This window comes from Candidatus Sarcina troglodytae, from assembly GCF_015708635.1.
Lineage (GTDB): Bacteria > Bacillota > Clostridia > Clostridiales > Clostridiaceae > Sarcina > Sarcina ventriculi.
This window is the reverse complement of the sequence record NZ_CP051754.1, coordinates 1755770-1774609: the sequence shown is the minus strand read 5'-3', so window position 1 is coordinate 1774609 and position 18840 is coordinate 1755770. Positions and strand designations below refer to the sequence as shown.

At 27.8% G+C, this 18840-nt stretch carries 18 protein-coding genes; 13 read left to right on the top strand and 5 right to left on the bottom strand.

The genetic code is table 11. From position 1 onward, the window contains the following. Nucleotides 1–15: 15 nt before the first annotated feature. The gene (locus HH195_RS08080) at nucleotides 16–2223 is read left to right on the top strand and encodes a type IA DNA topoisomerase (RefSeq protein ID WP_196370703.1); all 2208 of its coding nucleotides are present in this window, start codon (nucleotides 16–18) and stop codon (nucleotides 2221–2223) included. A gap of 97 nt (nucleotides 2224–2320) precedes the next feature. Here the strand turns inward: HH195_RS08080 and HH195_RS08075 are convergent, their stop codons facing one another. From HH195_RS08075 to HH195_RS08065, 3 genes are all read right to left on the bottom strand, one after another. After that, a complete protein-coding gene (locus HH195_RS08075; protein ID WP_196370702.1) occupies nucleotides 2321–3688 on the bottom strand; it encodes a D-alanyl-D-alanine carboxypeptidase family protein in 1368 nt (455 codons plus the stop codon). 247 nt (nucleotides 3689–3935) lie between these two features. Beyond that, the gene (locus HH195_RS08070) at nucleotides 3936–4208 is read right to left on the bottom strand and encodes an acylphosphatase (RefSeq protein ID WP_196370700.1); all 273 of its coding nucleotides are present in this window, start codon (nucleotides 4206–4208) and stop codon (nucleotides 3936–3938) included. Between the two features lie 147 nt (nucleotides 4209–4355). Continuing rightward, complete coding sequence (locus HH195_RS08065; protein WP_196370698.1) at nucleotides 4356–4895, bottom strand: helix-turn-helix domain-containing protein; 540 nt, start codon at nucleotides 4893–4895, stop codon at nucleotides 4356–4358. Between the two features lie 211 nt (nucleotides 4896–5106). On the opposite strand from HH195_RS08065, the gene HH195_RS08060 reads away from it, so the two are divergent. Both HH195_RS08060 and HH195_RS08055 read left to right on the top strand, forming a co-directional pair. Then, nucleotides 5107–6195, top strand: a complete 1089-nt coding sequence (locus HH195_RS08060; protein ID WP_196370696.1) for a GNAT family N-acetyltransferase — start codon at nucleotides 5107–5109, stop codon at nucleotides 6193–6195. 38 nt (nucleotides 6196–6233) lie between these two features. After that, nucleotides 6234–6626, top strand: a complete 393-nt coding sequence (locus tag HH195_RS08055) for a hypothetical protein (RefSeq protein WP_058992200.1) — start codon at nucleotides 6234–6236, stop codon at nucleotides 6624–6626. 55 nt (nucleotides 6627–6681) lie between these two features. On the opposite strand, the gene HH195_RS08050 is transcribed toward HH195_RS08055, so the two are convergent. Further along, nucleotides 6682–8829, bottom strand: a complete 2148-nt coding sequence (locus tag HH195_RS08050; RefSeq protein ID WP_196370694.1) for a transglycosylase domain-containing protein — start codon at nucleotides 8827–8829, stop codon at nucleotides 6682–6684. Nucleotides 8830–8987: 158 nt separating this feature from the next. On the opposite strand from HH195_RS08050, the gene yunB reads away from it, so the two are divergent. Beyond that, nucleotides 8988–9650 carry a sporulation protein YunB gene (yunB, locus tag HH195_RS08045; RefSeq protein WP_196370692.1) on the top strand — a complete coding sequence of 221 codons (663 nt, stop codon included), beginning with the start codon at nucleotides 8988–8990 and terminating at the stop codon, nucleotides 9648–9650. A gap of 76 nt (nucleotides 9651–9726) precedes the next feature. Here the strand turns inward: yunB and hpt are convergent, their stop codons facing one another. Continuing rightward, on the bottom strand, nucleotides 9727–10251 hold the full coding sequence (hpt, locus tag HH195_RS08040) for a hypoxanthine phosphoribosyltransferase (protein WP_058992194.1): 525 nt from the start codon (nucleotides 10249–10251) through the stop codon (nucleotides 9727–9729). Between the two features lie 109 nt (nucleotides 10252–10360). Between hpt and hflX the strand changes: the two genes are divergently transcribed. The 9 genes from hflX to ruvB all read left to right on the top strand — a co-directional run bounded on the left by hflX (nucleotide 10361) and on the right by ruvB (nucleotide 18833). Then, nucleotides 10361–12148 carry a GTPase HflX gene (gene hflX, locus HH195_RS08035; RefSeq protein WP_196370690.1) on the top strand — a complete coding sequence of 596 codons (1788 nt, stop codon included), beginning with the start codon at nucleotides 10361–10363 and terminating at the stop codon, nucleotides 12146–12148. A 216-nt stretch (nucleotides 12149–12364) separates the two neighbouring features. Continuing rightward, nucleotides 12365–13777, top strand: coding sequence for an aminotransferase-like domain-containing protein (locus tag HH195_RS08030; RefSeq protein WP_196370688.1), 1413 nt, complete (start codon nucleotides 12365–12367; stop codon nucleotides 13775–13777). Beyond that, nucleotides 13777–14427, top strand: a complete 651-nt coding sequence (locus HH195_RS08025; protein WP_112365779.1) for a YigZ family protein — start codon at nucleotides 13777–13779, stop codon at nucleotides 14425–14427. The genes HH195_RS08030 and HH195_RS08025 overlap by 1 nt, the downstream gene beginning before the upstream one ends. A gap of 104 nt (nucleotides 14428–14531) precedes the next feature. Continuing rightward, a complete protein-coding gene (locus HH195_RS08020) occupies nucleotides 14532–15272 on the top strand; it encodes a YebC/PmpR family DNA-binding transcriptional regulator (RefSeq protein WP_055259267.1) in 741 nt (246 codons plus the stop codon). Nucleotides 15273–15573: 301 nt separating this feature from the next. Beyond that, nucleotides 15574–15858, top strand: a complete 285-nt coding sequence (locus HH195_RS08015) for a GIY-YIG nuclease family protein (protein WP_196370686.1) — start codon at nucleotides 15574–15576, stop codon at nucleotides 15856–15858. 220 nt (nucleotides 15859–16078) lie between these two features. Continuing rightward, nucleotides 16079–16339, top strand: a complete 261-nt coding sequence (locus HH195_RS08010) for a hypothetical protein (RefSeq protein WP_055259263.1) — start codon at nucleotides 16079–16081, stop codon at nucleotides 16337–16339. 110 nt (nucleotides 16340–16449) lie between these two features. Next, on the top strand, nucleotides 16450–17040 hold the full coding sequence (locus HH195_RS08005) for a hypothetical protein (RefSeq protein WP_196370685.1): 591 nt from the start codon (nucleotides 16450–16452) through the stop codon (nucleotides 17038–17040). Nucleotides 17041–17193: 153 nt separating this feature from the next. After that, the gene (ruvA, locus tag HH195_RS08000) at nucleotides 17194–17793 is read left to right on the top strand and encodes a Holliday junction branch migration protein RuvA (protein WP_195925446.1); all 600 of its coding nucleotides are present in this window, start codon (nucleotides 17194–17196) and stop codon (nucleotides 17791–17793) included. 11 nt (nucleotides 17794–17804) lie between these two features. After that, nucleotides 17805–18833, top strand: coding sequence for a Holliday junction branch migration DNA helicase RuvB (ruvB, locus tag HH195_RS07995; protein ID WP_055259257.1), 1029 nt, complete (start codon nucleotides 17805–17807; stop codon nucleotides 18831–18833). Nucleotides 18834–18840 lie beyond the last annotated feature (7 nt).

Below are 18840 nucleotides of genomic sequence, written 5' to 3'. Positions count from 1 at the left end.
TTAGGAGATGAGGTATTGAAAAAAGTTATAATTGCAGAAAAACCATCAGTTGCTAAAAATATAGCTGATTCTTTTAAAATAAAGACAAGAAGAGATGGATATTTTGAAGGAGAAAATTACTTAATAACTTGGGCTTTTGGTCACCTTCTTCAACTTTTAGATGCTAAAGATTATGATGAGAGTATGAAGTCGTGGAAAGTTGATAAGTTTCCCTTTATTCCTAGTGAATTTAAATATAAAGTAAAACAAGATTCTATGAAAAGAGGTGAAGTTGATAAAGGGGCTTTAAAGCAACTAAACATAATAAAATCTCTAATAGGAAGAAATGATGTAGAATCGGTAATTTCAGCTACGGATTATGATAGAGAAGGGCAGGTTATTTCAGATGAACTTTTTATTTATCTAGATGTTAAAAAACCAATTTATAGAATTTTACTTAATGAGTGGACTGAAAATGAAGTAAAAAAGGGTATGGAAAATTTAAAGTTAAACAGTGAAATGAAGGCACTTCAAGATGCTGGAATAGGAAGACAATTAGCAGATTGGATTATAGGAATAAATTTAACATCTGTTGCTACTTTACGCTATGGTTTTGAAGAAAATAAGATAATAAACATAGGAAGAGTATTACTTCCAACTTTAAAAATTATTTATGATAGAGATAAGGAAATAGAAAACTTTAAAGAAACAAGTTATTATAAGTATATTCAAAACTTTAAAACAAAAGATGATAGTGAGTTTGAAACTATTTATTATGAGGAAAATGAAAAGTTTGAGGACAAAAAATATTTAGAAGAAATTAAAAATATAGTTAAAGAAAATACGGGTAAAATTGTAAATAAAGAAGTAGAAAAGAAAAAAGAATATCCAGGGGCATTATTTAATCTTTCAAATCTGCAAGGATATATAACAAGTAAATATAAGGGATGGACGTCTGATAAGGTATTAAAGGTAGCACAGAGCTTATATGAAAAAAAATTTATAACTTATCCTAGAACAGGTAGTATGGCTCTTGAGGAAAGTTTAGTAGATAGAGCTAAAAATGTTTTAGAAAAAATAAAAATAGGTCTTCCTTACGAAGAAGAAATTAAGTTTATAAAATCAAAGAGGGTATTTGATAATTCTAAAGTTGAAAGTCATAGCGCTATAATACCAACTTACATAAAGCCAACCAATTTATCAGATGATGAAAAGATTATTTATCAAGCTGTTAAAAATAGATTTATAATGCAATTTATGCCTGTTGCAGAATTTGAAGAAACTAAAATAACTATTAAGGTTTTTAATGATAAAATAAAGGGAGAATTTAGAGCAAAAGGGAGAGTTAAACTTATAGAAGGATGGAGAAAAGTTGAAAAAATAGAAACTAAAGATGTAATACTTCCTTTGGTTAATTTAGATGAAGTTTTAAATAGTGCGGGTGGAAAAGTGAGTAAAGTTACTAAAAAACCGCCAAAGCATCATACAGAAAAGACTCTTTTAAGGGTTATGGAAACATGCGGAAAAAATTTCAAGGGTAATAAATCAAGTAAAATAGATGATGAAGAAGTAGATGATGGTGTAGATAATCAAGAAGCCACAGAAGAAATGATGAAGGTAATACTTAGTGGTTTTAGCATAGGAACACCTGCAACAAGAGCGGAAACTATAAAAAGATTAAATGATATAGGATATATAAAAGCAAAGGGAAAGAGTTTAATATGTACAGAACTTGGAAGAACTATTGTTGAGATTTTTCCTGTAAAAGAGCTTTTGGATTTAGAATATACTGGACGTTTAGAAAAGACATTAGCTGATATAGAAAAAGGAAAGTTTAACAAAGAAGATTTTTTGAAATTAATATGTGATTTTACAAAGACTTCAGTTGAAAAAATAAAAAATGATACCTCTCTTTTATATAAATTTAAGGTAGATACCCCTAAAGAAGCTAAGGTTGTTGGAAAATGTCCCGTATGTGGAAATGCTATAATAGAAAATGAAAAAAATTTTGGTTGTGTAAATTGGAGAAATGGTTGTAAGTTTACTATCTGGAAAAATGATAAATTTATAAATTCATTAGGAAAACAAGTATCTTTTGAGATGATAAAAATACTTTTAGAGAAGGGACGAGTTGGCTTTAGAAATCTTAGAAGTAGAAAAGGAACAAGTTTCTCTGCATATTTAAGATATGTTAAAGATGAAAATACAGGATATTATAACTGGAAATTAGATTTTATAAATTAAAATTTAGAAAAAATAACTTTAAAATATTTAATGAAGATGTATTTTTAATTAATAATTAAAAAGTGATTAGATGATGAATCTAATCACTTTTGTTTTTTTATTTTCTGTTTTTATTTTTTCTTTTTTTTCTTCTTGATTTATTTATAGTTCTAATTATAAGAGCTAATATTATAAGAATAATAATAATCGCTATTATAGCACTAATTATATATATAACAAGATTAGCATTTATTATCTGCCACAATGTTATATCAGCCGTAGCGGCATATGTTTCCTTATATTGTCTTCCATCAGAAACTAATATTTTTGCAGATGATGGATTAGTTGCAAGAGTCCAAGCATTAGTATCACTTGTATCTGCTTTTATGGTAAAATCTTTTTGATTAATTGGAATTGCATAATAATAAACATCCTCATTAAGTGTGAAAGGAACATTTATAGTTTTTGTAGGTCCAAAGAATCCAAAAAGTTTATAAGTTACTTTACCATCAACAACAGTGCCTTTAGCTTTATATAGTGTTTGCTTTTCACTATAAGCATAATTTATTATCTTTTTCATATCATTAAATACATCGGTATCATTTTTACCCCAGATATCATTGTAAATTACACCTATAAGAGTTTCACCATTTCTTTCATAAACATTAACTAAATCACGTCCATGGTCTGGCAAATATCCAGTTTTTCCGCCTATACATCCATCAATGCCTAAATTTTTATTATCGCTAGTTAAGACTACACTTTTACCAGTACTAGCAGTTATTGTAGCTTCTTTAGTACCCATGGCTTCTCTAATCCAAGGAATTGAGAATGCTTTTCTAACAATTACAGACATATCATAAGCAGTTGAATAATTATCTACATTAAATAATCCATTAGGATTGGTAAAATGAGTGCCTTTTAATCCTAGTTTTTTTACTTCTGCATTCATTAAATCTGCAAATGCATCTTTATTTCCAGCTACTGAATCTGCTTCCATGTAAGCGCAATCATTGGCTGATATTAAAAACATAGCTTTCATAACTTCCCCTGCTTGCATTGTGTCGCCAACGTTTAGCAAATTATAATTCACAAGCAATGAGTTTGCAGGTTGTTCTGAAGCAGATTTTGTATATGTAATTGTATCATTAGGATTTTTATTTTCTGCAAATAAAATAGATGTCATTATCTTAGTAGTACTTGCAGGATATTCTTTTGTGTCCATATTTTTAGAGTATAGTATTTCACCAGTATTATAATTTATAACAATAGCAGATTTACCAATAATACTAGGTTCTGCTGAATTTGAACTATCAGATGTAGTTTCCATATTGTTATTTGAGGACGCTATAGTTGTATTACTAGTGTCACTAGACGTAGTTGAATTGTTTAAAGTTGTAGCGTAAGCTAGTGATGTAGGATAAATGAAAAAAATACTGATAATTAAAGCAAAAAATGTAGATATTATTTTTATCCTAAACTTCAACTTTTATCACTTCCAATCTTAGTTATTTATTTCGTAGACTATTATAACATCAATATTTTATAGCTACAATTATTAAATTTAATTCTATTTTAAATAAGTGTTGATTTTAGATAACTTTTAATAATTAGTATTATTTTTTAAAATTTTAATCTTAGATATTTTTAATTTTTATCTAAAATCAACTATTAATGAAGTTTGTTAAAGACAAAATATTTAAAAGAAACTTATATATAAAATGTGTTAGGTGTTATTGTATAAAAAATTTTTTCTCTTTAGGTATTAGGGTAAGTTCTTCTTCAAATATGTTAGATATGCTACAAAACTTATTTCCTTTAGATATTAAATAACGAAATTCAATAATTTTTTCGTAAGGTCCTTGAACTTCTATTAAAACATCTCCATTATTTAAATTTTTAGCAAAACCAGTTAAATTATTTAATGATTTAGCAGTCATTTGGCAAAAAAACCTAAAGCCAACTCCTTGAACTTTTCCTTGTACTAAAAATCGTTTTCTTATCAATAAAAACCCCTCCTTTTATATAATTATAACAATCTAAATTTTTTTAAACAACTTAAAACTTAATTTGAAATTTTTAATTAATAATACATATATTGTATAGAAATAAGCAAAATAAGCGTATCAAAAAAATAATTGATACGCTAAAAATTAAAATGAAGGTGGAGTACTTATCCAAATAACTTTAGCATTTACTTTACCACAATTGGATATATAGTGGTCAGCTTTTGGCTTAAAGTAGAAACTTTCACCTTTTTTTACTTTACTTTTTTTATCACCTAAGTGAAGATAAATACTTCCATTTAGTACATAACCAAATTCTTCGCCTTCATGGGGTTCTTCTAATATATAATGACCTCCTGGCTCTATATTAATCATTATTGGTTCCATTTGATTTTTTTGTGCATTAGGAATTAGCCACATAAGTTTATATTTAAATTCTGCATTTTCAGTTTCAAACATATCATTTTTTGAGAATACAATCTTTTCGTTAGAAGCTTCGCTAAAAAATTCATTAAGATTTGTTCCTAAAATATCCAAAATGTCTATTAATGTAGCTATAGAAGGAGAGGTAAGGTCATTTTCTAATTGAGATATAAATCCTTTTGAAAGTTCACATCTATTAGCTAATTCCTCTTGAGTTAGCTGTTTTTCTACTCTTAGCCTTTTAATTTTTTCACCGATTTGCATGGGTATCCCCCTTGTATATAGTAGTTCTACAATACACTAAATAGTCTTTAAAATAATTTGCATTAAGTGTAGAGGTATATTTAATTATATTATATTATTATAATATGTTTTTCAAGTGATTAATTAAAGATTGAAATGTTTTACTATCTTATGTTTTTGGTATAATATCTAAGTAAGCTTTAGAATTAAATTAAAAGAATGGTGTGATAACATGAATATTAATGACATATTTTATAGGAGAGATGGTAAAAAAATATATATAAAAAAACCTGATTTAATAGAACTTAGTTACACACAAAGGCTTTGGAATGATACAGATACTATGGCTGATGTGGGAAAAGTTGTAGATTTCCCAAGATATAAATGGGAAACCTTTTATAAAAGAAGTGTTAATCCAACAGATGGGAAAAATTTTTATTGCCTCGTATATACTCATGATAATACTCCTATTGGAGAAGTTGGATTTCATGGATATGATATTCCAACTAAAACTGCAAGATTAAATATAAGAATAGAAAATGTATTTAGGGGAAAAGGATACGGTAAGGAGGCATTAGATTTAATTTTAGACTATTTCTTTCAAGAATTTGGAGGAGAATATATATTAGAAAGTTTAAAAGATGATACATATAAAGAATTTATCGAAAAAGAAGGTTTTAAATTTGTAAGTAAAAATAAGGTTGAAAGTATTTATAGATTATCAAAAAGAAATTACTTAGCAAAAAGTATTATAAAAACTAGAAAAGTTGGAATTATGCTTTATGATGGAGTAAGTACAGGCAATGTTACAACTGTTATAAATTTATTTGATAAAATAAATAAAATTTTGAATAAAGAGATATTTTCAATAACAACAATTGGGACTAAAGAGAAATTTAAAGATAAATTAGATATTGTAAACCTTAATGTAAAAGAAATATTAACACAAGATTTTAAACAAGATTTTCAGATTCTTATAATGCCATCTACTAACAATATGGACTTTCTTAATGATGAAATAATTTTTAATAATTTACATAACATTGTGGATAGATGTGATATAATTTTAGCCTGTAATGAAGGAGTGATTCCACTTATATTAACAGACCTTTTAAGTGGTCTTATGGTATCACTTCCAAAGAAATATGAAGAAAAATTAAAGGAATATTTATCATCATCTATAATAAGTGATAAAAATATAGTTGATAATGGTAAAATAATATTGTTTAATGGAAATGATGATATAACATCTGGTTGTTTATATTTGATAAAAAGATTATGTGGAGAGGGAATGTATAAAGCATTATTATCAGGAGTATAAGACTATATGTTTTAAAATATTAGGGGGAGTAAAATATAATGATATATATTTTTTTAGAAAATGATAAAAAAGGAAATATAATATTTAAAGCTAAAATAGATGAAGAATTAAAGGAAAATAAAATAATAAAAAGAATCCTTATGGAAAGTAAATTTTTAAAGAAAGAATCTCTATACAATATCCCTATGAAATTTTTATTACCCCTTTTAAATAATTTTCCTAAGGAATATTTAAATATAAGTGAAAGTAGCTTAAATACATTTTTGGAATTTTCAGATGAATATGATGAAAACTTTTATTATATTCATAAGGCAAATTCAAAATATATGAATAAATGGATAGAGAATGGATGTCCTAAAATATATAAGACAATTATAGATAAAGAGAGTTTATCCATATCCAAAAGTGTTGCATTTGAGAGAATTTTATAAGACATAAAAAATACTACACATAAGAATTTAATGTGTAGTATTTTTTTATAATACTTTAATTATGCTCATCTGTGCAGTAGGTTGTAGGCTCATTTCCAGATGAAAATACTTCACTATGAACATTTGGAAGACAAGATGATGTAGGAAGTAATCCAGATTCATCGCAAACTTTAACTGATACAGTGCTATTTGGACCAGTTATTTCTTTGTAAGACAATCCTTCATGAGCTACATTCATTATTTTGCCCCAAAGAGGAGCAGCAACTTTTCCAGCACCACCATTCATACTAATATCATTATTAGCATAACCAATCCAAACTGCTGCAGAATAATATGGTGTAAGACCTGCGAACCAATAATCTTTATTGCTAGTTGTAGTTCCAGTTTTTCCGGCAGTAGGCATATTATCAACCTTAGCACCTTGTGCAGAATAAGTTAACGGTCCTTTTAACATATCATAAAGAATATATGCAGTTTCAGGAGATATAACTTGAGTTGTTTTTGCAGTATTATCTATTAAGACATTACCATTTCTATCTAAAACTTTAGTATAAAGAATAGGATCGGTTTTAACTCCATTATTTCCAAAAGCTCCATAGGCAGCAGCTAAAGTAAATACATTGCTTCCATCTGGGTCTTTAGGGTCGTTTGTAAATTGCCCTAGAGCAACAGATGAGGCATTTAATCTAGAATTTTCACCATAGATTAAACCAAATTTTTCTCCATATGATATAGCATTATTTAATCCAACTTTTGTTATAGTTTTTATAGCAACTAGATTGCTAGAAATCCTAAGAGCTTCTCTAACTGTTAAATTACCATTATAACTTCTGCTTTCATTTTGAGGTTGAAAGCCACGTTCATATCCAGCTTTTTTTATTTCATCAGATGTTAAAGGTGAATCACTTATAATACTGCTAGCTCCTAATATTTTAAGGTCAATTGCAGGAGCATAAGCTGTAAGTGGCTTAGCAGTAGAACCTATTGATTTTAAAGTATCATATGCTCTATTTAAAGACATTTGAGGTTGGTTTCCACGTCCACCGATTAAAGCTTTAACTTCCCCAGTTCTATAATCCATAATTGATGCAGCTGCTTGAAGTTTAGGTATACCATTTTCATCTACGGTTTCAACGCCACCTTTAAAAGCTATAGTATAGTTTGAAGAATTATCTAAAATTTCTTGTACATTATTTTGAAGGTCTGTATCCATAGTTGTATATATTTTCAAACCACCGCCTGTAATAAGACGATTAGCCTCCTCTTCTGTATATTTTAATTTTTCAATAAGTGTTTCTTTTACTTGATTAATAGCAGGGCGAGTAAACCATTCATATTGCATCTCACTATTAACACTACTTGGAGTAAATTTAAGCAATCCATTGTCTAAATCAGATATTGCTTGTGTATATTCATCTTGTTTTATATATCCAAGCTCTAGCATCTTGCCTAAAACAGTTTTAGTTCTTTTAATATAGCGCTCAGGATTTTCTTGATTTGCAGAAGATAAAGCATCATAAGTGGTTGGAGCCTGAGTAATACCAGCAATATAAGCACATTCTATAAGGTTTAAATCTGATACATCTTTACTAAAGAATCTAATTGAGGCAGCTTGGACACCGTATACAGAGCCACCTAAAGGTATAGTATTTAAGTAAGTAGTTAAAATTTCATCTTTACTTAGTTCCCTTTCAAGACCTAAAGCAAGGTAAGCTTCTTTAATTTTTCTTGTAATCGTACTTTCATCAGTTAAAAGTGTATTTTTTATTAATTGTTGAGTTAAAGTAGAACCGCCGTGAAATGTTGATTTACCTTGTAATTTAGTTTTTAAATTATTAATCAATGCACCTAATATTCTTTTAACATCAATTCCCTTGTGTTCGTAGAATCTTTCATCTTCTATAGATACATAAGCATTTTTTAGGTTTTTAGGAATTTCAGAAGAATCAATAACATAACGTTGACTAGTTGTTACATAATTAGTAATAAAATTGCCTTTATCATCATATAGAGTTGTTGTTTCGCTAGGTTCTAAAATAGCATTTACATCAAGGTCAGGGGCACTTTTAATAACAGCAAAGGCGTAGCCACTAACAGATGTAATTAAAATAACAATAAAAATTAGAAACGTTAAAAAAATTTTTTTAAAAATTTTCTTGAGTTTTGAGTCTTTTTTTACAAAAGTACTATTTTTTTCAGACATAATTCCTCCCAAGTTTTGTTATACAATAAATGCTCTTAACAAAAAATATAAAAATAACCATATATAATAATATATTCTATTATAGCATAATAATTATATGAGTAAACAAAATTTTACATAACTCAAAAGTAATTTAGTTTTAAAATATGAGGTGAAAGTTGTATAACAGAACTCCTATAAAAAAAAGAAAAAGTTTAAAAAAGGTAAAAATAAGATTTTTGATAATTATTATATGTACTTTAATTATTTTTATTTTTTATTCAATTAATAAAAATTTAAGCCCAGCTATTATTGCAGTTGCTGATTCAGAACTTAGGGCTAGAACGCTAGACATAATAAATACAAATATACAGACAATATATGATGAAGAATTTAAGGATATTGATTTAGTAAGTGTAGAGAAGGATTCCAATGATAAAATAGTTATGGTAAAGGCTGATACTGTAAGGTTAAATACTTTAGCTACTAAAATTTCTTTAAAAGGTCAAGATGAATTAGAGAAAATGGGTAAAGTGGGGTTTAAAATACCACTAGGATATGTGAGTAAAGTTTCAATTTTAAGTTATTTAGGACCAGATATAATAGTAAAGATGAGACCAATAGGGAGAGTTGAAGTATCATATGAATCCGTTTTTGAATCAGCAGGAATAAATCAAACAAGACTTAAAATTTACATGAATGTAAAAAGCACTATGCAAATAATACTACCATTTGAAAGTCGTGATTTAGAAGTTGTAAATAATGTTCCAGTATCTGAAACTATAATAGTTGGAGAAATTCCAAGGACTATCTTAGGAAGTGATGTTTTAAGTAATAAATAAGAAGGTTGTACCATTTGCGTATAAAACAACTATCTATAATGTTTTATATTTATTTAGCACAACCAAACTTTAAAAATTATTTTTCCCAGTTAAATATGTATGGAACGTTTCTATAATAATCACCATAGTTTAATCCATATCCAACCACAAATAAATCTTCAATTGTGAAGCAACAATAATCAGGAGTTAAATCAACCTTTCTTCTAGATGGCTTGTCTAAAAGAGTACAAGTTTTTACGGATTTTGCACCAAGTTTTTTAACGTGGTTTACTATAAATTCCATTGTGTAACCTGTATCCATAATATCATCAACTATAAGTACATCTAAACCTTCTATATTATCTGGTATATCATTTATTATTTTTATAGTTCCAGAACTTTCTTCAGAAGCACCATAGCTAGATGTAGTCATAAAACCTATTTGAGTTTTAGTATCTATTGCTCTAACTAAGTCAGCTGCAAATATAAAACTTCCTCTTAATAAAGAAAGCACATAAAGGTTTTTATCTTTATAGTCATTAGTTAATATTTCACCTATTTTGCTTATTTCAGATTTTATTTGTTCTTCAGTAAGCAAAATATTTCTGTTTTTATCTTCCATTTTGTCCTCCTTAGGAAAGTATCACTCTTGTTTACAATATTGTATTTATAGTATAAAATTAAATGAAAATTGTCAAGAATAATATAGTATAGATATGAGGTGATTTTTCGTGATATATGGAAATGTTGATGGAATAAAAGACAGTATTTTAAAAGAATTAGAAAATATATATGATATGATAGTTCCAAAGTATACTGTATGCACTTTGGATATAATAAATATAATAAGTAGGATTTCTTCTAATATAGAAAAAGAAGTAAGCGTTGGAATAGATAGAAAAGGAAAAGTTGTAAGTGTTGCAATTGGTGATTCTAATAGTGTTGAAATACCAATAATAAATATAAATGAAAAAAAATTATCAGGTATTAGAATAATTCATACTCATCCAAATGGAATTGCAAATCTTTCAGCTCTAGATTTATCAGCACTTTTAAAACTTAAGTTAGATTCTATAATGGCAGTTGCAATTATGGATGGTAATATAACAGATGCTTCTTTAGGATTTTGTTATGTTCAAGATAATACTTTAGTTGCAGAAGAATATTCAAATTTATCAATAGAGCAAAGTTTATCTTTAAACATATTAGATAAAATTCAGCATATAGAAAGCTTAATAAAACAAAGTGATGTAGTTGAAGATAATAGTGAAAAGGCTATTTTAGTTGGAACAGATACGCAGGAGAGTTTGGTTGAATTAAAAGAACTTACAAAAGCGTGTGACATACCAGTTTTAGATACTGTTTTTCAAAATAGAAGTAAAATAGATCCAGCCTTTTATATAGGGAGAGGAAAAGTTTTAGAGATTGCAAATCTTAGACAAAAATTAAGAGCAAATCTTGTAATTTTTGATGATGAACTTTCAGGTTCTCAAGTTAGAAATTTAGAAGCTACTCTTGGAGTTAAAGTTATAGATAGAACTACTTTAATTCTTGAGATATTTGCAAGGAGAGCAAAAACAAGAGAATCTAAAATACAGGTTGAACTTGCTCAGCTTAAATATAGATCATCAAGACTTATGGGGCTTGGAACTGTTTTATCAAGAACTGGTGGTGGAATAGGTACAAGAGGTCCTGGAGAGAAAAAGTTAGAAACTGATAGACGTCATATAAGAGAAACAATTTATGATCTTCAACAACAATTAAAAAAAATTAAAAAAACAAGGGAAGTTCAAAGGGAAAAGAGAACAAAGCAAAATATACCTCAGGTATCTTTAGTTGGGTATACTAATGCAGGAAAATCAACTCTTAGAAATACTTTATGTGATATAGGATCATCAAAGGATGTTCAAGGAAAAGAAAATGTGTTTGAGGCTGATATGCTTTTTGCAACATTAGATACTACAACTAGAGCAATAACTCTTTTAGATAATAGGCAAATAACTTTAACAGATACAGTAGGATTTGTTAATAAACTTCCTCATGAACTTGTAGAGGCTTTTAAATCAACTTTAGAAGAAGTAATTTTTTCAGATCTTTTATGTCATGTAGTTGATGTATCATCTAGCCATTTTAAGGAACAAATAGAATCTGTTGAAGGAGTTTTAGATGAACTTGGTGCTTTAGATAAGGCTAAAATGTTAGTTTTAAATAAGATTGATTTAGTAGATAGAAAAATTTTAGATGAAATAAAAGAGAAATATTCAACTAGATATAAAGTTTTAGAAATTTCAGCAAGAGAAAGAATAAATTTAGATAAACTTTTAAAATTAATATCTGAGGAACTTCCATATACTTTAAAAACAGTGGAATATTTAATTCCATATACTGCTCAACAAACAGTAGCATTTTTACATAGAAACGCTAAGGTTTTAGAGGAGGATTATAGAGATAATGGAACGTATGTAAAAGCTGATGTAGATGATGAAGTTTTAAATAAGTGTAAAGAGTTTGAAATATAAAAAATATGAGCCTAGGACAATTTTGTTTTAGGCTTGTTTGTTTTATGTTTAGCATAAGAAATCATAATAAGTCTTTTAAAGTAGTGTAAAGAATAGAGTTGTCCATTAAAGTGTAGAATAATATAATATAAATATTAGATAAATTTAAACTTTGGAATATCAATGCCTTTAAGGTTCTAAGGTGGAAGAGTTAATATAGCATATAAAGGGGTTTTTATGGAAAAGTATAGATTGGAATTTTCTGAGGATGGATTTAAATATATCGATATTTATAATAAAATTAAAAATCTCATTGATGAAGATAAATTAAAGGATGGAGAAAGGTTACCTACTATACGGGATTTATCAAAATATTTAGAAGTTAATAAGATAACTATAATAAATACTTATAAAAAATTAGAACAAGAAGGATATGTAAAACAAATTCAAGGTAGTGGAACATATGTTAAAAAGCGACATGTACCTTTTAATTTTAAAAAAGATTACAATGAGATTTTAAGAAGGATGACAGCATCAAATTCAAAGGACTGGATTGATTTTGCAGGAGAGATTACAAGTGCAAGTTTTTTTAAAATTGAAAGACTTAGAGATGTTTTAAATGATGTTTTAAATCGTGATGGTGTAGAGGCTTTAATGTATAATGACAGTTTAGGATATAAAAGTTTAAGAGAGAGTATAAGTCTAAACTTTTGGGATAATAAAATTAACTCAGATGAAGTGTTAATTATTTCTGGTGCTCAGCAAGGGATTGATATAACGGCTAAAACTTTAGTTAATGTAAATGATAGTGTTTTAGTTGAAAAACCAACCCATGGGGGAGCGCTTGGAGTTTTTAAATTAAGAAGAGCAAATATTTTAGAAGTGCCTCTTTTAGATGATGGTGCGGATTTAGATGCTTTTGAAAGAATTCTAAAAAAAAATAAAATAAAATGTTTTTATACTATGAGTTATTTTCAAAATCCAACAGGTGTTAGTTATTCAAAAGAGAAAAAGATAAAGATAATAGAACTTGCTTATAAATATGATTTTTACATAATAGAGGATGATTATTTATCAGAGCTTGTTTATGATGAAAATATAGAATATTGCCCTTATAGAAAGTTAGATAAGAATAGGGTTATTTATATAAAAAGTTTCTCAAAAACATTTTTGCCAGGAGTTAGGATTGGATATTTAATAGCACCGAAGAATCTTTGTGAAACCATTCAAAATTCTAAGGTGAATACAGATATTGCGACATCTAGCCTTATGCAAAGGGCTTTAGAAAAGTATATATCTACGGGATATTTTTTAGAACATATAAAATGTTTAAATAGTGAATATTCTAAAAGATATAACTATATAGTTAGTCTTTTAAAAGAAAAACTTTGTGGTTTAGTTGATTTTAATGAACCAAAGGGAGGATTAAATATATTTTTAAACATAAAAAAAGATGTAGATATAACATCTAGAGAATTGTTTTATAAGTTAAAGGATAGAAATATAATAATAACCCCAGGGGAAGTTTTTTATAATAACTTTAAAGATGGTGAAAAAAGCTTTAGAATAGGTTTTTCACAAACAGATTATGAAAGTATAGATAAGGGAATAGATAGTATATATGAAATTTTAAAAAGGAGAAAGCTTTAATGAGTTATAAGACGGTAAAACTAACTACAAGTGATAGTTTTGAAGAGAAAAAATCTGAGTTTATAGGATATATTAAAAGAGTTACAACAGAAGAAGAGGCAAAGGAATTTATAACTGAAATAAAATCTAAACATAAAGATGCAAGGCATAACTGCTGGGCTTATATAATTGGGCAAAATAAAAATATTCAAAGATATAGTGATGATGGAGAGCCACAAGGAACAGCTGGTATTCCAATTTTAGAGGTTATAAAGAAAAATGATTTAACAGACTGCGCTGTTGTCGTAACTAGATACTTTGGAGGAATACTTTTAGGGGCATCAGGACTTACTAGAGCATATACTAAGGGCGCTGTTATTGCAATTAATGCAGCAGGTACAGTTGAAAAGGTCTTGGGACTTAGAATTGCAATAGATGTTGATTATGACCTTTATGGAAAAATACAGTATATATGTGGTGAGAACAATTGGCATATAGAAGATGCTGAGTTTACTGATAAGGTAAAAGTATATATTTTATCTGAAAAAGAAAAAGCAGAAGATATAAAATCAAAAATTATAGAATTAACAAATGGAAAAGCTATTATAGGTTTTGATGAAGAAAATATTTACTTTAAAGAAGAGAATAGATTGTATCTTAATATTGATTAACCCTTAAGTTGAAGCCTTGATATTACTATGTTATAATAATAAATAGCGTTAAATTTAGAAATATTTTTTGTGTGATTTTACATAAAAATTGGGAGGGATTTTAAATGTCAGGACATTCAAAGTGGCATAACATACAAGCTAAAAAAGGTAAAGTAGATGCTAAAAGAGGAAAAATCTTTACAAAAATAGGTAAAGAAATAGCAATGGCAATAAAACAAGGTGGAGCTAATTTAGAAGCAAACTCTAAATTAAGAGACGTTGTTGCTAAAGCTAAAGCTGCAAACATGCCAAATGATAACATACAAAGAGCATTAAAAAAAGGTGCTGGTGAAGCAGATTCTGTAAACTATGAATCAATAGTTTATGAAGGATACGGCCCATCAGGGGTTGCTGTTATAGTTGAAACATTAACAGATAACAAAAACAGATCAGCAGGTAATGTTAGAGCAGCATTTACTAAAGGTGGCGGAAATATGGGAACTACAGGCTGTGTAAGCTTTATGTTCCAAGAAAAAGGTGAAATCATCATAGAAAAAGGTGATTTAGACGAAGAAGAAGTAATGATGATGGCTCTTGAAGCTGGTGCTGAAGATTTCAACGCTGATGAAGAAGAAGTATTTGTTGTAACAACTACTCCAGAAGACTTTGGTTCTGTTAGAGAAGCTTTAGAATCTAACGGACTAGAATTTTTAGAAGCAGCTGTAAAAATGATACCAGACACTTACACTGAAATAGATGAAGAAGCAGCTAAGAAATTCCAAAAAATGCTTAACTTACTTGATGATGATGATGACGTTCAAGAAGTTTACCACAATGCAGAATTCCCTGAAGGATGGGAAGAATAATTACTCTTAAGCAAAAATATTTTATTATTTTAAAATTAAGAAGAAAATAGTAAAAATAAACTATGCAAACCCTCTTTTTATTGAAAGTTTAATTTTAGTAAATAGAGGGTTTGCTTTTTGTATAGTGTAAATGTAATGACTAACTAAAGATTTGAAAATGAAGCAAGAAGATTACTATACTAAAAAATTGATTTTAAGTTTTGGGATAAGTTTTTGAATAAGATAAAAGAGGGTATTTTACTTGTATTCATGACTATTGAATTAGAAAAATTATAATATGAATATGTAAAGGAGGAGTTAAATGAAAGTAGTTTATAAAATAACATACCCAAATGGGAAAATATATATTGGTAAGGATTTAACTGATAGTATTAATTACTTTGGTAGTGCAAGCAATAGTTTAATAGAGATGGATTTTACAAGAGAACAGAAACGAAATTTTACGATTAGGAAAGAGATTTTATGGGAATCAGAAACAGCCACAGACAAAGAAGGAAATAGAAAGGAGATAGAATTAATTAGAAAATATAGATCAAACAATCCTAATATAGGATATAATAGAAATCCAAAATATAAAGTTAAATGATATCCATACAAATAAAGAATGGAAATATTATTATAGTAACGTTAAATTAATTATGTGTTCATTCATTTAGAAATACAAAAATAATTGATAAAAAATACCATCTATGATATCATTTTAAATAAGAAAAGCAATTAATCCATATAATAATATATATTATATGGATTATATTATTTAGAAACATGTATGCGATAACAAAATTTATGATTGGAGTGATAGTAACTTGAAGAAGGATGTTAAAGAAAGAGCTGAAAAATTTAGAGATAGGGTTCATCATCATATGAGAAATGAAGGGTTAGACCCAGAAAATCCAAAGCATAGAAGTGAGCATTATAAAAGGCTTAGAATTGATGAAAAGATTTTAGGGGAGATATTAAGTGGTATTAGTCGTGCTTTTGGAAACTATATAACTGATGATGAAGCTGAAATGTTTTTAGTAAAATGTGAAGAATCTTTAGAGGAACATGAAAAAAAATCTAAATAAAATAATATATATAAGGGCTTTGATTTATTTAATAAAGTCCTTTTTGTTTTATCTTTAATTGAATATAAATATTTTTTTGTGTCAATAATCACCAGTAAGAGGTGATTTTTATGAAATTAAAGTTTAAGTTTAGTAAAAAGAATATAGCGTTACTATCTATAGCTTTAGGTGCATTATTTTTTGCGGGAAGCTATACAGTATCTTACTTTTATAATAGAGAAAAAATACATGAAGCAAATGCAGAGATTGAGAATGAAAAACAATCAATAGTTTTAAAGGATAGTTATAAAATTGTATTAACTAAAAGAACAGTTGATGATGATATTATTGTTGAAAATAATCTTGATGTTAAAACTATAAAAAAAGAACTTGATGTAAGAGAATTAAATGTAGAACAAGTTGTAGAACTTTATAAACAAAAGGGATATTCTGTATCATCAACTGATAATTATCAAATGATTTTTGAAAGAGCAGTTGGAACTTTAGAGCCTAATAAATATTACATAGGGGATAAAGATGGATATATTGCTATTTATAAAAGTGATGTAAATGGAATTCCTGTTATAGAAAACGAAGATGATATAACTCAAAGGGAAGTAAGTCTTTTAATGGAGATAGATCAGAATATGATAAGAAATTATGAAATGTTTTTTGATACAAAGGAAGAATGTGAGGAAGCTTTAAGTAATTTTATAAGTTGATTTTGGAAAGGATTTTAAATTCTTTCCTTTTTTAAGTTTTAAATCTAACTCATAGATTATTGATAATATAATATGTTCGTGTTAAAGTATAATATAGATTTTAAAATGTTCATAATTTATTTAATAAAAATTTTATGAAGTGGGAGAGTTTGTGTGTACGAATATATTAAAGGTTATTTTAAAGGTATAAATAAAGATTATGTAATTATAGAAAATAATAATATAGGATATAAAATATTTACTTCTGGAAATAGCATGGCTAATATGCCAAAGGTTGATGAAGAGGTATTTGTATATTTAGAGCAAATAGTTAGAGAAGATTTTTTAGGTCTTTATGGTTTTACAACTAAAGAAGAATTAGAAATGTTTAAAATGCTTCTTTCAATAAATGGAGTGGGCTCTAAAGCTGCACTATCTATGTTATCAATAAGTAGTGTAAATAATCTTAAATACGCTATAATGATAGGAGATGAAAAGCATATAACTAGAGCTCCTGGAATTGGAAAGAAAACTGCTCAGAGAATTATATTAGAGCTTAAAGATAAGTTTAAATCAGATGAGCTTGTACAGGGTGAATTAAGTGAAATAAGTTCAGAGGGTGTAAGTGTAAATAACAATGTAGTTGAGGCACTAGGTGCTTTATTGGCTTTAGGTTATACTGAAAAAGAGGCAGAAAATGCCCTTAAAAATATTGATAAGACTTTATCGTTAGAGGGTGTTATTAAAGAAGCATTAAAGATACTTATGGGATAGGAGGTTAGTTAATGGATGAAAGAATAGTAACCTCAAATGAAACAGCTTTTGACTCTATTAATGAATATAGTTTAAGACCAGAAAAATTAGGTGAATATATAGGTCAAGATAAGATAAAAGAGAGATTAAATGTATTTATAAAGGCTGCTCAAAATAGAGGAGAAGCTTTAGACCATGTAATTTTATATGGTCCTCCAGGGCTTGGAAAAACAACGTTAGCTAATATAATAGCTAATGAAATGGGTGGAAATTTAAAAATAACATCTGGTCCAGCTATTGAAAGGGCTGGAGATTTAGCAGCAATTTTGACTACTTTAAACAATAATGATGTTTTATTTATAGATGAAATTCATAGGTTAAACAGAAGTGTTGAGGAAATATTATATCCTGCTATGGAGGATTATGTTTTAGATATTATAATAGGAAAGGGAGCATCTAGTAAGTCTATAAGATTAGATTTACCTAAGTTTACTTTAATAGGGGCAACAACCAGAGTTGGAATGCTTAGTTCTCCTCTTAGGGATAGATTTGGTGTTCTTTGTTCTATGGAATACTATACAGAGGAACAGCTAAAAGAAATAATAGTTAGGAGTGCTACCATTTTGGGATGTGAAATAACCGAAGATGGTGCATTTGAAATTGCAAAAAGGTCTAGGGGAACCCCAAGAATTGCTAATAGGCTTTTAAAAAGGGTCAGAGATTATGCAGAGGTAATGTTTAACAATAAAATAAGTTTAGAAGCTTCTAAGAAGGCTTTAGAAATGTTAGAAGTAGATGGAGAAGGTTTTGATAGATTAGATAATAAAATATTAGAAACCATAATAGATAATTTTAATGGTGGTCCAGTTGGCTTAGAAACTTTAGCTTACTTTGTAGGTGAAGAATTGGATACCATTGAAGATGTTTATGAGCCATATCTTCTTCAGAAAGGTTTTATTGTAAGAACTCCAAGAGGAAGAGTTGCAACTGATAAAGCTTATAAGCATTTAGGAAAAACTAGAGGAAAAGGAAATTCAGAACAAGTGGGTTTGTTTGAATAATAATAGA

What these genes read in the sequence shown, in the direction of transcription:
- HH195_RS08065 (WP_196370698.1), bottom strand. Translation starts at nt 4,895, where the DNA reads ATGCAAATCGGTGAAAAAATTAAAAGGCTAAGAGTAGAAAAACAGCTA.
- HH195_RS08060 (WP_196370696.1), top strand. Translation starts at nt 5,107, where the DNA reads ATGAATATTAATGACATATTTTATAGGAGAGATGGTAAAAAAATATAT.
- HH195_RS08055 (WP_058992200.1), top strand. Translation starts at nt 6,234, where the DNA reads ATGATATATATTTTTTTAGAAAATGATAAAAAAGGAAATATAATATTT.
- HH195_RS08050 (WP_196370694.1), bottom strand. Translation starts at nt 8,829, where the DNA reads ATGTCTGAAAAAAATAGTACTTTTGTAAAAAAAGACTCAAAACTCAAG.
- hpt (WP_058992194.1), bottom strand. Translation starts at nt 10,251, where the DNA reads ATGGAAGATAAAAACAGAAATATTTTGCTTACTGAAGAACAAATAAAA.
- HH195_RS08030 (WP_196370688.1), top strand. Translation starts at nt 12,365, where the DNA reads ATGGAAAAGTATAGATTGGAATTTTCTGAGGATGGATTTAAATATATC.
- HH195_RS08025 (WP_112365779.1), top strand. Translation starts at nt 13,777, where the DNA reads ATGAGTTATAAGACGGTAAAACTAACTACAAGTGATAGTTTTGAAGAG.
- HH195_RS08020 (WP_055259267.1), top strand. Translation starts at nt 14,532, where the DNA reads ATGTCAGGACATTCAAAGTGGCATAACATACAAGCTAAAAAAGGTAAA.
- HH195_RS08015 (WP_196370686.1), top strand. Translation starts at nt 15,574, where the DNA reads ATGAAAGTAGTTTATAAAATAACATACCCAAATGGGAAAATATATATT.
- HH195_RS08005 (WP_196370685.1), top strand. Translation starts at nt 16,450, where the DNA reads ATGAAATTAAAGTTTAAGTTTAGTAAAAAGAATATAGCGTTACTATCT.
- ruvB (WP_055259257.1), top strand. Translation starts at nt 17,805, where the DNA reads ATGGATGAAAGAATAGTAACCTCAAATGAAACAGCTTTTGACTCTATT.